The sequence below is a fragment of the Saccharibacillus sacchari DSM 19268 genome (genome assembly GCF_000585395.1).
GTDB lineage: Bacteria > Bacillota > Bacilli > Paenibacillales > Paenibacillaceae > Saccharibacillus > Saccharibacillus sacchari.
Window position 1 is genome coordinate 3,918,271 of record NZ_KK073875.1, and the last position, 14,037, is coordinate 3,932,307.

The 14,037-nt window shown below is 51.3% G+C and carries 13 protein-coding genes and 1 other annotated feature (1 of these 14 only partly in view); of the genes, 3 read left to right on the forward strand and 10 right to left on the reverse strand.

The features are described 5' to 3' along the window. Nucleotides 1-211: 211 nt before the first annotated feature. The 5 genes from SACSAC_RS16925 to SACSAC_RS16945 form a co-directional block, all read right to left on the reverse strand. Nucleotides 212-958 (reverse strand): SDR family NAD(P)-dependent oxidoreductase, encoded by a 747-nt coding sequence (locus SACSAC_RS16925; protein WP_037288518.1) that lies wholly within the window; start codon nt 956-958, stop codon nt 212-214. 189 nt (nt 959-1,147) lie between these two features. Continuing rightward, nucleotides 1,148-1,330, reverse strand: a complete 183-nt coding sequence (locus SACSAC_RS16930; protein ID WP_037288521.1) for a hypothetical protein — start codon at nt 1,328-1,330, stop codon at nt 1,148-1,150. 746 nt (nt 1,331-2,076) lie between these two features. Beyond that, nucleotides 2,077-3,366, reverse strand: coding sequence for a VPS10 domain-containing protein (locus SACSAC_RS16935; protein WP_037288523.1), 1,290 nt, complete (start codon nt 3,364-3,366; stop codon nt 2,077-2,079). 98 nt (nt 3,367-3,464) lie between these two features. Further along, a complete protein-coding gene (locus SACSAC_RS16940; protein WP_037288526.1) occupies nt 3,465-4,151 on the reverse strand; it encodes an LrgB family protein in 687 nt (228 codons plus the stop codon). After that, nucleotides 4,132-4,500: a CidA/LrgA family protein gene (locus SACSAC_RS16945; RefSeq protein ID WP_037288529.1), complete on the reverse strand. Its 369-nt coding sequence runs from the start codon at nt 4,498-4,500 to the stop codon at nt 4,132-4,134. Before SACSAC_RS16945 ends, SACSAC_RS16940 begins: the two co-directional genes overlap by 20 nt. Before the next feature lie 214 nt (nt 4,501-4,714). Between SACSAC_RS16945 and SACSAC_RS16950 the strand changes: the two genes are divergently transcribed. Further along, nucleotides 4,715-5,644 (forward strand): L-lactate dehydrogenase, encoded by a 930-nt coding sequence (locus tag SACSAC_RS16950; RefSeq protein WP_037288531.1) that lies wholly within the window; start codon nt 4,715-4,717, stop codon nt 5,642-5,644. A gap of 88 nt (nt 5,645-5,732) precedes the next feature. On the opposite strand, the gene SACSAC_RS16955 is transcribed toward SACSAC_RS16950, so the two are convergent. The 4 genes from SACSAC_RS16955 to SACSAC_RS16970 form a co-directional block, all read right to left on the reverse strand. Beyond that, nucleotides 5,733-6,824: a hypothetical protein gene (locus tag SACSAC_RS16955; RefSeq protein ID WP_037288533.1), complete on the reverse strand. Its 1,092-nt coding sequence runs from the start codon at nt 6,822-6,824 to the stop codon at nt 5,733-5,735. 21 nt (nt 6,825-6,845) lie between these two features. Continuing rightward, nucleotides 6,846-7,940 carry a DUF3900 domain-containing protein gene (locus SACSAC_RS16960; RefSeq protein ID WP_037288535.1) on the reverse strand — a complete coding sequence of 365 codons (1,095 nt, stop codon included), beginning with the start codon at nt 7,938-7,940 and terminating at the stop codon, nt 6,846-6,848. 222 nt (nt 7,941-8,162) lie between these two features. Further along, entirely contained in the window at nt 8,163-8,507 is a 345-nt protein-coding gene (locus SACSAC_RS16965; RefSeq protein ID WP_037288537.1) for a hypothetical protein, read from the reverse strand. Nucleotides 8,508-8,534: 27 nt separating this feature from the next. Beyond that, complete coding sequence (locus tag SACSAC_RS16970) at nt 8,535-9,485, reverse strand: tyrosine-type recombinase/integrase (protein WP_084778145.1); 951 nt, start codon at nt 9,483-9,485, stop codon at nt 8,535-8,537. 325 nt (nt 9,486-9,810) lie between these two features. On the opposite strand from SACSAC_RS16970, the gene SACSAC_RS16975 reads away from it, so the two are divergent. Then, the gene (locus SACSAC_RS16975; protein WP_037288541.1) at nt 9,811-11,130 is read left to right on the forward strand and encodes an outer membrane protein assembly factor BamB family protein; all 1,320 of its coding nucleotides are present in this window, start codon (nt 9,811-9,813) and stop codon (nt 11,128-11,130) included. A 178-nt stretch (nt 11,131-11,308) separates the two neighbouring features. After that, the gene (locus SACSAC_RS16980; protein WP_037288543.1) at nt 11,309-12,256 is read left to right on the forward strand and encodes an alpha/beta hydrolase; all 948 of its coding nucleotides are present in this window, start codon (nt 11,309-11,311) and stop codon (nt 12,254-12,256) included. A gap of 571 nt (nt 12,257-12,827) precedes the next feature. Here the strand turns inward: SACSAC_RS16980 and trpS are convergent. Beyond that, entirely contained in the window at nt 12,828-13,823 is a 996-nt protein-coding gene (trpS, locus tag SACSAC_RS16985; protein WP_037288545.1) for a tryptophan--tRNA ligase, read from the reverse strand. A gap of 71 nt (nt 13,824-13,894) precedes the next feature. Then, nucleotides 13,895-14,037 (reverse strand) — a binding site (T-box leader) (it continues 122 nt past the right edge of the window).

Genomic DNA, 14,037 nt, shown 5'->3' on the forward strand with positions numbered 1-14,037 from the left:
GCTTCACAATCCGCTGTCTCGCCTGAGAATTTTAGAGTTGACCATAGGTGCAACTCTAAAATTCTCAGGCTTAAAGGCGTCTTTCACTGAATTACTCCCTCCGCTAGTTGTAGCGGCAGGAGGAATAAAAGAACAAAAGAATAAAACATAAAACGATTAAAGGCCTGCGCAAGATGCGCAGGCCGCTTCGGTACGAAATGTTCATTCTTTATTACTCGGCGTAAATCATTTTCCGCGTCATTCCGCCGTCCAGGACCAATTCGGCTCCGGTCAGGAAGGTGTTGTCGGGGTGCGTGATGTACAGGCAGGCTCGGGCGACGTCTTCCGGGGTGCCTACTCTGCCTATCGGATGTTGCTCGTGATCCTCTTGGCGCAGCTTATCGTATTCCTTGGTTTCGATCCAGCCCGGGCTGATGCAGTTGACTTGAATGCCGTCTCCTCCCAGCGAAACGGCTAGCGAATGGGTCAAAGCAAGGATCGCTCCTTTGGATGCCGCATAGGCTTCGAAATTGGGTTCGGACATGTGGGCGCGCGTCGAACATAAATTTACGACGGAGCCTTTTCCGTGCTTGCGCATATGCAAAGCGGCTTCCCGGGTTGCGAGGAACGTGCCGCGGACATTCGTATTCATGACATCGTCCCATTCTTTGACGGTTAACTCATATGGAGACTTCCAAATCCCGAAGCCCGCATTGTTAATCAGGATATCAATTTGTCCGAAGGCTTCGATCGTTTCTCGCATGAGCTGCGTAATATCCGATTCGTTGGAGACATCGCACGGAATGAAGATCGCTTCCCCGCCCGAATTGCGGATTTCCGCAGCTGCTGCGGCTCCTTCGGGTTCTTGCGTATCGGCGAGCACGACACGTGCTCCTTTTTCAGCATAACTTTTAGCGACAGCTTTTCCGATTCCTTGAGCGGCGCCGGTTACGATCACCGTCATCGATTCAAAACTCATCTTCTTGTCAGCTCCCTTCCCATTCTCACTGCTTTATTATTACCCAAACGCCTTGCTGAAGGAAACCAAAGCAAAAAGTCCTTCGCGGGGTGAGGCGAAAGACTTAATGTCCGGCAAGCGGATTTATTATGTGATTAAATTCACTTAATAGGGTGCAAAATATGTCTTCTGCACATCCGGGTGTCGGCGTTACGCGTAGTACATGTTCAGCAGTTGATTCGTTTCTGCATTTTCGTTCTCTTCGTTATTCAGCAGTCCTTGTTCAGCCCAGCAAGCCAAGCATTGTTCTTCGGTCTCGCAGAGATGTGCGTCTTCGCAGTTATAGCAAAGGTTCAGGTAGTTACGAGTCAGTTGAGCAGTTGCGGTGGTCATGTGGATCACTCCTCGATTTAATTTAAGTTTAGGGTTGTTTGAGTTGTCGTTTTGTTTTGTTGCATTCTTTATATTTAAAAAATAACAGATTTTTCGATTAGATAATGTGATTTTTTTCACATTATCTGAAATAAATTAAACTTTTCTGTTCGTTGTGTGGCTGACGTGCGACGCTGCGGGAGAAATTACAAGCATAGGCTTCCGAAGTGCATTTCTTCGAAATGCTTCACAAGACGCTGTCTCACCCGGAAAGTTGAATTGGATTTGAATAAGGAATCTTTCCGGGTTCAAAGGCGTCAACATAAAACTTAATGTTACCTCAGGTTTTCTTCGAAATCCTGTATTTCACTGAATTTCTCCCTCCGCTTCTCCTTCGCTTTTTTATAAAAAGATAAAGGCGAAAAGCACAATAAATGCACTCATGCGATTTTACTGCATAAGTACACTTATTGTTCGAATTATTTTTTAAATAACATCGAAGTATTAGACAAAATAAAAAGGTTGTCCTTATTTAGGACAACCCCACCCCCTAGAAAATCCCTTCCCGAAATGAAGCGTACAGCGGAGGGGAAAATTCAGTTCAATACGCCTTTGAACTCGGAAAACCTTCAACTTAAATTTCAATCTAGTTTTCCGAGTGAGACAGCGGATTGTGAAGCATTTCGAAGAAATGCACTTCGGAAGCCTATGCTTGTAATTTTCCCCGCAGCGCCCAAGCATCTTTCAACGGACAGGGTTTTCTCGAATCAAATCACATGCCATGTGACGCCGCCGTCCAACGTTTGCAGAAGCAGAGAACGTCTCAATTCGGTTTTGCCGATCAGCAGCCAGCCGACTTGATCGTCGACGAATTGGACTTGGAAGATCTCGGGGTACTTCTCCATGTTTTCGACGAGTTTGTCGTTTTTGGGAAGTGCTTTCCAGTTTTGTCCGCCGTCGGTCGTGCGATAGAACTGCGAGCCGATCGGAATCCATCCTTTTAGACGATCGGTAAATACCGGAGCAATTTGCAGATTGAGCGATTCCTGGACAGGAAGCTTGAAAGCCACGTGTGTCCAAGCTACTCCGTTATTTTGCGTGAAATAACCATGATATTGGACGTTGTCGCGCTGCTTGCAGCCTACGGCTACCCAGGAACCTGCCGAGGTCTCGTACGCTTGCGGTTTCCCGCTTACGTAAGCATCGCAACTGCCGATCGGATTTTCTTCTCCCGCGAAAAACGACGAGGATTTAAACCAGTTGCGTCCGGCGTCTTTGGTTCGATAAAGCGCAGGGCGTCCCAGTTCCAGCATCGTGGCATAGCCGCTGCCGTTGGACTCGAAATGAATGCCCGATACGTAGCCGATATCCGGTAACGGATTTCCCGAACCACTCGGTTGGAAATCGCTTGCGGTACGCATGACCGTATTCCAACTTTCTCCCCCGTCCAACGTCCGATAGAGCGTCTTATCCTCGCGGCCCGCAGTGGAAGACGTTTTGGTTGTCAGCAGCCAGCCGCGGTCGTTATCGCTGAAAGATAACGCAACAGGCAATTCGTCGGTACGTCCCAATGTCGCAAGCGCCCAGTTCTCTCCGCCGTCGGAGGTGCGCAGAACGAGCGTTTCTTCGGCGATTCCCGCACTGCGGACAATCCAGCCGTGCTTCGTATCCGTGAAAAAGATTTCTTTTCCGTACTCGGGCACATTGGAGAACGTCACTTGTTCGGAAGGCGACAAAGGCGTCCAGTTCTTGCCGTTATTTTCGGTTAAGTACATCCGAAGCGCGCTTCGGGTAAGCCCCCAAGCCATTCCGGTCTTCCCGTCAAATAGATGCATCTCCGTTAACCGGGTCTGCACCACGTATTCTTCATATTGATTGGCGCTGCCGCCCTCTTCGGGTTCGACAAGCGTAATTTCCTGGCCTCCATCATCATCGGCCGTATTCGTCTGCACTATCGGTTCGGATGCCGCGTCTTCGGTCGAAGAGTCGCTTGTGCATCCGGCCAGCACAATCAGCATAGCAAGCAGAGGCAGCAACACCTTTTGCCTGATCCGCATTGCAGCCGCCCCCTTTGAGTTTCGAATAATGTCGCACGGAGCGCAATTCCTTCGTCATTATAGCATAAAAGGCCATAGCCTTCGCAACTGCGTTCGCCTCACCCTATCCAGAGGTAAATCGGGACGAACAATAATGAGGTGACGATTCCCGAAAGCCCCATGCCGAGCGCGCTGAAGCTGCCTGCCGTTTCCGATTCCTGCAAGCTGCGCGCCGTACCGAAACCATGCGCGGCGCTTCCCATCGCCAAGCCGAACGAGACGGGATCCCGAAGACCGAGTCGATATAAAAAAGCCGGACCCAACACGCCTCCGAGAACGCCCGTTACGACGCTGAACATTACGGAGAGCTCCGGCGTTCCGCCCAGCGATCTGGAGATTTCGATTCCGATCGGCGAACTGACCGATTTCGGCAAAATGCTGAGCAGCACCTCATGCGAGCCGCGGGTGACGTATACGAGCAGTCCCGCGCTGACGATGCCCGTAATCGATCCCGCCAGCACGGAAACCGAGATTGTTTTGAGCCGCTCGCGAATCAGTTTGCGATGCTTGTAAATCGGCACCCCGAGCGCCACGGTCGCCGGGCCGAGCAGGCTCGTCAACAGCCCGACCTCGCCTTGAAAATCGGCGATCGGAAAGCGTACCAAAGCCAGAACAATCAGAATGATCGCGCTGCTGCTCAGGATCGGATGCAGCCAAGGCAATCTCGTCTGGATCCCTCTGGCAAGAGCATAAGCGCCTATTGTTAAAGTAAGACCAAAAAGCGGATCATGCAGAAAGTTTTCCATCCTGGGCAACCTCCTTCTGCTTCGGCTGCGTTTTCTTGGCAACCGTTCCGGTCACCCATAGCACGGCAAATGTACTTCCCACTATGCCAACCGCGATCGACACAGCATTGTTGCCAAGAAACGGAATCAGTGCCGCCGCTCCGATCACGTAGGGGATAAAAAATAGCAAAAGATGCCCCGTCAATAAGTTCGCGGCTTGTTCGACCCATTCCAACTTCACGACTTTTCCGAATAATGCAGCCAAAAACAACAACAAACCGATAACATTGCCCGGTAACGGAAGATGCAACGCATCGTGCAGCAGCACGCCGGCCAGGCTGAATCCGAGCAGAATCGCAAACCCGCGCATAATCGTTCAACCTCTTTTCCGCCGGTTCACCGCAGTAATCCCGGATACTTGTTCAAACATTTTATCATTATAACAAAACTCGACAGGATTCGCGCAAAGACATTTGCCACAATTCCGTGACATGTTGCTTGTTAGCGTGTAAACTGGTTACAAAGTTGAGAGGGTCTTTTTATTCCTCCCATCCCATATCCTGAAGAAATGGAGTGATTTGGACATGACTACCCCATCCTCGCGTTCCCGCCGTGTCGTCGTGATTGGCACGGGCGACGTAGGAGCAACTACCGCTTATACCCTGCTGCTGAGGCAGCGCATGACCGAACTCGTTTTGATTGACGTGAACAAGGAATTGGCACTGGGCCAGGCACTGGACATGAATCACGGTCTGCCGTTCGTCGGCGGCGTGAAAGTATGGGCCGGCGATTATTCCGACTGCAAAGACGCGGCCGTGATTATCATCGCGGCAGGCGCAGCCCAGCGTCCGGGCGAGACGCGTATCGATCTGCTCAACCGCAACGCAGGCATCTTCGACCAAATCATCGGCAATATCGTGAAGTACAACGACAACGGGATCATTCTCGTCGCGACAAACCCGGTGGATATTCTCTCGTACGTTTCGTACAAGAAGAGCGGTTGGCCGGCTCATCGCGTGATCGGTTCGGGTACGCTGCTCGATAGCGCCCGCTTCCGTTATCTGATCGGTCAGCAAAAACACCTCGATCCGCGAAGCATCCACGCGCATATCATCGGCGAGCACGGCGATTCCGAGCTTCCGGTATGGAGCATGGCGAACGTTGCCGGCGCGGATCTGGCCTTGTCGGAAAGCACGCAGGACGAGATCTTTGAAAACACCAAAAACGCGGCGTACGCGATCATCAATGCCAAAGGCTCGACGTACTATGCAATCGCCCTTGCGCTGGACCGGATCGTAACCGCGATTTTGCAGAACGAAAGCTCGGTTCTCAACGTCTCGACCTTGTTGGATAACTATCACGGCATTTCCGACGTTTATCTCGGCCTGCCTTGCGTCGTTGACAGCACCGGCGTGCGCGAGCACCTGGAGATTCCGATGAACGACAAAGAGCTTGAGCTGCTAAACGCTTCGGCTAACAAGCTCAAATCGGAAATCGCGAAAGTCAATCTGTAAAATCAGCTTTCCCGCGTGTAAAAAGCCCCCAGCTCTCCATGGAGAGTTTGGGGGCTTCGCTTTTTTCGCAAGACGGCAGGTTCGACTATCATACGCGGACAATCTCCGCACGCAGCAAGCGCCCGGAAGACGCATCGCAGACGAATTCGCTCTCTTCAATCCATACCAGGGAAGCTTGCTCCACTCCGTTCGAATCCCTGCCTTGGCACACGTAATACGGCAGAACCCGAATATGCTCTTTGAGCTTCTCCCAGGCTTCATTCTCCGACAACCTAGGTTTATACAAGGCTTCGGCGAAACGTTCGGGACGCAAGCGGCGAAAATGCAGTTCGTCCGACGCGGCCGCGAGCTTTCCGCTGCGACGCTCGACATACAAATCCAGGCAAGCCCCAAGCACGGGAAGCCCGTTCACCAAACGATAAACGCGTACATGGGCAAATCCGCCACTTGCCGCCCGGAACGAGGAGAGCTGCCTGCCTGCGAGAAAAGCCCAGCGATAAGCCCGCGGTTTTGTCGAGCGCAGCAGATAATCCAGCACGGCGCTGCGAGCACGTCTCAGCTCATCCCGATCCAGCGGCTCGGGTCTTCTGGAATCGGAGACGGGAATACGCCCCTGGAGAGGCCGCATGGGCGCTGAAACACTTCGTTTCGCTGAAGAACTCCCTCCGCGCAGGTCAATCCATTCCCAGGGACCCAGCTTTTCTCCTTGCAGCACGCGCTTGCCATTTTGATCATAGAGTCTTGGGGGGAACAGGTAAAAAGGAATCACGGCAGATACATCCAACGCATAGGCGCTTCGAATACACGAATGGTCCTCCGGTACCTGGATCGACGTTGGCGGACGATCCATCGGCTCCGATTCGAACTGACAAGGTGCCCAGTCTGTTTTCAAATCGCTGAGTTCGCCGGAAGCCTTCATGCGGATAAACAATTGGGGACCGCGGTAAAAGGGAATTTCACAGTGATGCCGAGCATACTCCAACCGCATTTCGTCATTATCCAACTCAACAGCGCGAATCGGTAACAAGTCTTTCGGATTGATATCGGGCCTCACGCGTGAAAGATGTTCTTCCGCCAGAGCCGCATAATGCGAACTCTCTTCATCCGACAAAAAGCGTATGCCGCCGAAGCCTTCTTTTCGAACTCTGGATCGCGAGTCTTTGTTGTTAGGTCTGGTCAAAGGCTTCTCCCCCTCTACCTATTAATAAGGCAGACCGTCATCTCCGGGTTCTTCCCGTCGTTCAAGCAGGCGCTTCGCCACGGTCTCGAAGTCTTCCGGCTGAAGCAGCTCGATCGGGGAATGCCCCTTGTCGAACACAAACGATTCGCCTTCCAAAATAACGGCATAGCGTCCATTCAGCCGCGTGATATGCACCCCGTAACCGAAGTCGGCCAGCAGACCTTTGATTTGCGAATTGCCCAGTTTAAAACGAACCTCGATATCCGGCTGGAATTCCGTGATCCGCTCGGCTGCTTCCATCACCTGTTCCGGTTCCCATTTTTGCTGGATATCGCGCTTGTCGCTGGCTGTCCAGAGTTCCAGATCGTGTTCTTCGCGCTGGCGTTCTTCGCTCGTTTCGTCCGGCCACTTTTCTTCGACGTAAGTCTGCACGAATTCCATGACTCGATCGTTCACGATCTCGGGCATGGACTGCTCGTAGACGACGAATTTCAAAAAGTCCTCGAAATAACGCGCGTGCGAAGGTTGGTGGATCTTGAGTTCCCAGTCCTCCGTCATCCCGGCTTCCGGCATATGCGGGTACATGATCGATTTGATGCTTTTCGTGCTGATCGCCATTTCGACTTCGTCAATCAGATTCTGCTCGTCCGAAATGCGCGCGATCTTATTCTCGAAGTCGCATTTCATCACGAAAATAAACGGATCGTCGGAATGGGTCGGCATTTTGGCACGGGTCAGTACCAATGCGCCTCCTCGAACCGATCCGGTGTCCAGGTAGTTTCGCACCAGATCGTCGCAGGCATTTTTGAAATCTTCTTTGCCGTCGGCGGTCCGCATCCGGTTGAACATATTGAAGTTGGGATTGCTGTCCAGCTCGTAGCCAGGTTCGACGATAAACGTGCCGATCTTGGTCGGAGCTTGCTCGGTCAACGGATTCTTTTCCACTTTGCGTTTCGCGATCCGAGAGAACTCGCTGTCGAGAAATTTTTTCACGGGACTATCTTCGTAATCGTAATCGTCCATGGTCTGGTAATGCTTGTAGCCTCTCGCGCCCTGGCCTTCCCGGCCCTCCACCTGAATGACGAAAAACGATAAAAATTCAATATCAAAACGCATAATTCTTTAAACCCCTTCTGCCTCCGATTTACGCCGGGCGCATTCGGAAGGCGGTAATGGCTGCCTTGTCATGCCCATCGCTTTCCGGCAGCAAATTGCTTGTCTGCCTACGATAGCACGACCGTCAAAAATGAACAATCTCAGAAAGAAAATTCGTTGAAAGATAAAAAAAACGCGACCTGCCGTTATCGACGTAGGCCGCGCTGATTGATCTCGGATGTTTTATTTTCCCTGGCGCTGCTGCATGAATTCCAATCCTTTTTGCAGCAGTTCCTTCATGGAACCGAACTGCGTGTTGGCATTGACCTTCTCGTCCAATTCCTGCGGATGAACGTTCTGAAGCGCGTTCGGGTCGCTGCCGCCGATGCCGAATTTCTGGAGCATTTCCGCAGCGGACTTGAACGGCGTGTACTTTTGCAAAAACTCCGAATTCAGCAATTGGTCCAGCGGAAGCTTTTGCAGAATTTCGTTAAGCGGAAGTTTATTGGCCATTTCGCTTAAGCCGCTCAGGTCCCCCTGCTTCAGTTTGTTAAACGCGTCTCCCAAACCTCCAAGATTAAATCCCATACGTACCGCCTCCTTATCGAATATACTCTACCCGTTTTTACCCGAATTGCCCGGTAGCTTAACATCCAATCGGCTCATCGCCTCTTCCTTTTCCCGATTCGAGACGTGGGTATATACCGTCGTCGTCTGAATCGAGGAGTGGCCGAGCATCTCCTGCACCGTCCGCAGATCCGCCCCTCGACGCAGCAGCATCGTGGCGAACGAGTGGCGCAGCTTATGGCTGGAATACGGAATTCGCTGATGCGGCTCCAAGTCCTGCTGAAAACGATCGAACGTATCGGCCGCCAACTGCTGGATCGCTCGAATCGACATCCGGCGTCCCTTCTGCGAAACGAACAGCGCTTCCTCTCGATCCGTCCACGGCGACAGCCGCTGCGAGATCGCTTCTTCCAGCACGCCCATTACCGCTTCCGGTACAGGCAGCGTACGCCATTTGCGCCCTTTGCCGAACACTTGCAGCGTCCGCCGCTCCGCATTGTAATGGGAAACGTTGAGCGCGTGCACCTCGCCGACCCGAAGCCCCATATAAGCCATCAGCAAAAAAATTGCCAAGTTGCGTTCCCGATACTTGCCGTCGACCGCTTCGAGAAATTCGCCGATCTGTCGTTCATCCATATACACGGGTGCGCGGTTCTTTTCCGTCTTAGCCTTTTTGATTCCGATCGCCGGATTGTGTTCGATCATTTCCAATTCCATTAATGCTTTATAAAAGCAGTGAATCGCGGCATGTTTGCGGTTCCGCGTGGCGTCTCCCGATCCGTTCCTTCTGGCATTGGACAGGAAGGACATCACATGAATCTTTTTCACCGCGTCCAGCTCTTTTCCGCTTAATCCCAATAAAAACTGCCGCACGTCGCTCAAGTAATTTTTTTGCGTATAGTCCGTATATCCCGCGTCCTGCATCCAAATCAGGAACGCTTCCAGATACTCGGCATAATCCTCAAGCACCTCATCGTCGGGAATCCGAATGGTTGCCATTTCCTGCATCGCTCCGCTTCTGCTTGTTCAAAAAGTGACTTCTATAATATTGTGAATCAATCGGGCCGCGTTATGCAAGCTTTAAATCGATTTCACAAGATTGAGAAGTAACAAAAGAAGAAGATCAAGCGTCAATAATAAGGAAGGTAAAAAATGGAACGCAGGAGGTGAACATTGGATGCAAGCGGACAAAAGCATTTGGTCGACACTTGTTCTTTTCCTGATTTCATTTTTAAATCTTTTTTTTAAATAATAAAGCGGTTATTATAACATAATTAATATTATGTAAACATATTTTCAAACTATAAAAAAAGGAGAACTCCTTATGATCCCTTTCAAACGTTCCAGCGCTATTTTAATTTCGGCAGGCCTGCTTTTTTCGCTCGCTCCTATTTCCGCAGCGGCTCCCGCTACATCTTACGTCAATCCGATCATTCACTCTTCTGAATCCGAAACCATTTCCGAGCTTAAGCCTGTCTGGAGCGTCAATACGTTTACGTCGAATCCCGGAATTTCAGCGGTCATTTCGGGAAACCTGGTCGTTTATCCCGCTAAAAACAACTTGGAAGCAGCGAATGCCGCAACCGGAAAAAAGGTCTGGACGGCTGCTTTTATTCCCGCTTCCGAACTGATTACGGGCAACGGAACTCTGTATTTCGTTGACTCCAAAGGAATGTTGGTCGGATTAAACGCCAAGACCGGTAAGGCGTTATGGAAAACGAAAACCGGCTTCGCCGCTCAAACTGACGGATTTACGGCAAAGCTCGTTAACGGAACCTTATATATCGGCGGGCCGCGCGAGCTTCAAGCCTATAATCCCGCAACCGGCAAACGATTATGGAAACAGTCGACCGAAAGCGAATACGGCGGGCCGTCCGTTCAAGGCGTTTACGACGGCGTGCTGGTGACATCTGCCGTAGTAAGCGGAGCGCTGACCGTCGATTTTTACAACGGCTACGATCCGAAAACGGGCAAAGAACTTTGGGTGCTCGGCGGCAGCCACGGACCAGTGCTTCATTATCAAAAAGGTCATATTTATATGCGGGAGCAGTCGTTGACCGGCAATATGGATCATGCGGCGATACTCGATAAAGTAAATGTCAAAACAGGCAAAACGACCGCTACGTACAAGTATGTCGAAGTGGAAGACGGATTGTATCAAAGCGCGCAACAAATCGTAATCGATCAGGAAAATGTCTATATCGCGATGCCCCGGTATGAAAAAGGCAGACTCGAAGGCTTTTCTTCGGCCTTATATCGTTTCAAGTTGGATCAACAACCCGACAATACGCAACCTGCGCTTTACGAAGACCGGGGCGATTTTTTGGCGGGCCCTTATCTCAATCGGTTTTTCGTGCAAAAAGGACTGGAGCTGCAATCCGTTCCGATTAACGGGAAGATGTCCCAAAGTTACGCGATGTCCGATAATCCGGTTTCCCGTCTGGACCTGAAAGGAAACGGCGCTTATGTAGGACTCAGCGACGGACAATTGTACCTGATCGATATCGCGTCCGGAAAAACGTTGGGCGTCGTTCGTGCCGGAGGGCGCACATACGGAGAAACGCTGCTTGCAGGCAATATGGCGATCGTTCAGGCGGAAAACAAACTGATCGTGATCAAACGTCCGGCGGCTTTGACAAAATAAATAGATAAAATCGAACTTCAAAAACCATAATTTGGAATTTAATTCTGTTTCAAAAAATTAAATTTTGCGTTATATCATTACGAAGAGTTTCGTTTCCTCAGAACTTCCGTACTTTCAGCTTGTTGATCCGAATCCCAATTTGCCGAGGTGCAACGCGCACCCGAAAGGAGCTTTATCCATGACAGACGCCAAGAAACCCGTACTTGAACCCGCAGCCCAGAAATTCGCAGACGACAATTCGAAGCCTCCCTTCTTGCCCGATCTCGGTCCGGAAAAAGGTCGCGAAACGGTAGACGAAGTTCAGTCCGGCGAAGTGTTCAAGCCCGATGTCGATATCGAAGACAAAACGATTGCCGGAGGACCGAAAGGCGAAGTTTCGATTCGAATCGTGCGTCCGAAAGGTACGACCGGCACGCTGCCCGTTCTGCTGTATATCCACGGCGCCGGTTGGGTATTCGGCGACGCGCATACGCATGATCGCTTGATTCGCGAATTGGCGGTAGGTTCGGATGTCGCGGTCGTCTTCCCGAATTACAGCCGTTCCCCGGAAAACAAATATCCGGTCGCGATCAAAGAAATTTACGCGACGCTGGAATGGATTTCTTCGCAGAGCGAAGCCGAAGGCTTCGATACTTCCAAGCTCTTCGTCGGCGGCGATAGCGTCGGCGGCAACATGACGGCAGCGATCACGTTGATGGCGAAAGAACGCAGCGGTCCGAAAATCGCGAAGCAGCTGCTGTTCTATCCGGTCACGGACGCTTCCTTCGAAACGGAATCGTATAACCAGTTCGCGGAAGGCTACTTCTTGATGAAAGAAGGCATGAAGTGGTTCTGGGATCAATACACGACCGATCCGGCTGAACGCGACCAAATCACGGCTTCCCCGCTGCGCGCGACAACCGAACAGCTGCAAGGTCTGCCGGAAGCGCTGGTCATTACGGGCGAAGCCGACGTACTGCGCGACGAAGGCGAAGCCTATGCGAACAAACTCCGCGAAGCCGGCGTTCCGGTAACGGCGGTTCGTTTCCAAGGGATTATTCACGACTTCGTGATGCTGAACGTCATGGCCGAAACGAATGCGAAAAAGGGCGCTCTGCTGTTGGCGAACGCTTGGTTGAAGGCCTAATCGTACAAAAAGCCGCTCCTCGGAGCGGCTTTTTGTTTTGCTTAGCCTTTTAACCGATACGGCTCCCCAAGCGGGGCTGCCGGAAGTCATAACCCGAAATACGGTTACTGGTCGGGTAATACGGAAGAACAGTAGTCGTTTCAAGCACAGCGGATAATATTCGTACCCATTTTTTTGGTATAGATCCGGCTACTGGCAAAATCGTCAAAACCGAAAACTACGGCTTATCTCCAGACGCCCGTTCGTCCGCCGATCTTCCTGCACATGTTGCGGTAACCGGAGTTCGCGTTGCGGGAGATTTTGTCTTTGATAAGAAAAGCGGCCGTGCATGGGGCATGCTTCCGACGAGATCTCATTTGTTCGGCTTGCCTTTCGTCAAAGACGGAAAGTTTTTCATTCAGACCTTATCGGATTTGATTGTACTGGATTTTCCCGGCAGTTAACGATAATATAATTATGTAAACTATATGGAGTTGAATATTCTTTTCCGCAAACGAAAACCCCGCCCTTTTTCATGTTTCAAGGATTTAAGGACGGGATTTTCGTGCACTTTTTTAAAATTGACAAGCTTCTAATCGAACGTGACGAAGCCCATCGCTTTCTTCGCCGCTAACAGCGTTTTCCCCGCTTCTTCGTTCGCTTTTCGCGCGCCGCGCTTCAAAATCTCGTCCAGCTCTGGCGAGTTCACGATTTCATGGAAACGCTGCTGGATCGGTTGCAGTTTGGCGATCACGACTTCGGCCAGTTCTTTTTTGAAAGCTCCGTAACCTTGTCCGTCGAAGCGGCGTTCTACGTCTTCGGTAGAGACTTCGGCGAACAGGGAGTACAGTTCGATCAGATTGCTGACGGCGGGTTTGGACTCCCAGTCGTAGCGTACCTGTCCGTCTGAATCGGTCACCGCGCGAGAGAACTTTTTACGGATCGCGGCAGGTTCGTCCAACATCAGGATATAACTGGCTTGATTCGGGTTGCTTTTGCTCATCTTTTTGTGTGGATCATCCAGCCCCATGACTCGGCAGCCGATGTCTTGGACGATGGCTTCTGGTACGATGAACGTTTGGCCGAAGCGGCTGTTGAATCGGTTGGCCAAGTCGCGCGTCAATTCCAAATGCTGCGTCTGATCTTCGCCTACAGGGACATGGGTCGCTTGGTACAGCAGAATGTCCGAAGCCATCAGAGCGGGATACGTGAACAACGATGCGCTGACGCCTTCTTTTCCGTCCGACTTCTCTTTGAACTGCGTCATCCGGTTCAGCTCGCCGAAATGCGCCTGCGTCTCCATGATCCATCCAAGCTCGGCGTGTGCGGGAACTTGCGATTGAAGGAAGATCGTAGATTTTTCCGGGTCAATGCCTGCCGCCACGTAATACGCCGCAATCTCACGCGAACGCTGATGCAGCTCTTTCGGATCTTGAGCAACGGTCACGGCGTGAAGATCCGGCACGAAAAAGAAACTCTCAAATTCATGCTGAAACTTTACGAACTGACTAAGCGCGCCTGCGTAGCCTCCAATGTTCAGATCACCGCTTGGTTTGATGCCGGATAAAATGCGTTTGCTTGTACTCATTCTTATTCTCTCCTTGAATTCAATTGAACAATTACCCGATAAAAAACGCAAAAAAGACACTCCATCCCCGTTAAAGGGACGAAGTGTCTAGATACGCTCCGCGGTACCACCCGAATTTCAGCCGAAATCGACTGCTCTTGGACCCGTCAAGACGACTAACGGGGTTCCCCGAGATAACGGAGGGAAGCCGTCGGCGCCTACTGCCCGCAGAGTG

Excerpts from the sequence above, each read along its gene's own strand:
- SACSAC_RS16925 (WP_037288518.1), bottom strand. The coding sequence starts at position 958 with ATGAGTTTTGAATCGATGACGGTGATCGTAACCGGCGCCGCTCAAGGA.
- SACSAC_RS16930 (WP_037288521.1), bottom strand. The coding sequence starts at position 1,330 with ATGACCACCGCAACTGCTCAACTGACTCGTAACTACCTGAACCTTTGC.
- SACSAC_RS16935 (WP_037288523.1), bottom strand. The coding sequence starts at position 3,366 with ATGCGGATCAGGCAAAAGGTGTTGCTGCCTCTGCTTGCTATGCTGATT.
- SACSAC_RS16940 (WP_037288526.1), bottom strand. The coding sequence starts at position 4,151 with ATGGAAAACTTTCTGCATGATCCGCTTTTTGGTCTTACTTTAACAATA.
- SACSAC_RS16945 (WP_037288529.1), bottom strand. The coding sequence starts at position 4,500 with ATGCGCGGGTTTGCGATTCTGCTCGGATTCAGCCTGGCCGGCGTGCTG.
- SACSAC_RS16950 (WP_037288531.1), top strand. The coding sequence starts at position 4,715 with ATGACTACCCCATCCTCGCGTTCCCGCCGTGTCGTCGTGATTGGCACG.
- SACSAC_RS16960 (WP_037288535.1), bottom strand. The coding sequence starts at position 7,940 with ATGCGTTTTGATATTGAATTTTTATCGTTTTTCGTCATTCAGGTGGAG.
- SACSAC_RS16965 (WP_037288537.1), bottom strand. The coding sequence starts at position 8,507 with ATGGGATTTAATCTTGGAGGTTTGGGAGACGCGTTTAACAAACTGAAG.
- SACSAC_RS16970 (WP_084778145.1), bottom strand. The coding sequence starts at position 9,485 with ATGGCAACCATTCGGATTCCCGACGATGAGGTGCTTGAGGATTATGCC.
- SACSAC_RS16975 (WP_037288541.1), top strand. The coding sequence starts at position 9,811 with ATGATCCCTTTCAAACGTTCCAGCGCTATTTTAATTTCGGCAGGCCTG.
- SACSAC_RS16980 (WP_037288543.1), top strand. The coding sequence starts at position 11,309 with ATGACAGACGCCAAGAAACCCGTACTTGAACCCGCAGCCCAGAAATTC.
- trpS (WP_037288545.1), bottom strand. The coding sequence starts at position 13,823 with ATGAGTACAAGCAAACGCATTTTATCCGGCATCAAACCAAGCGGTGAT.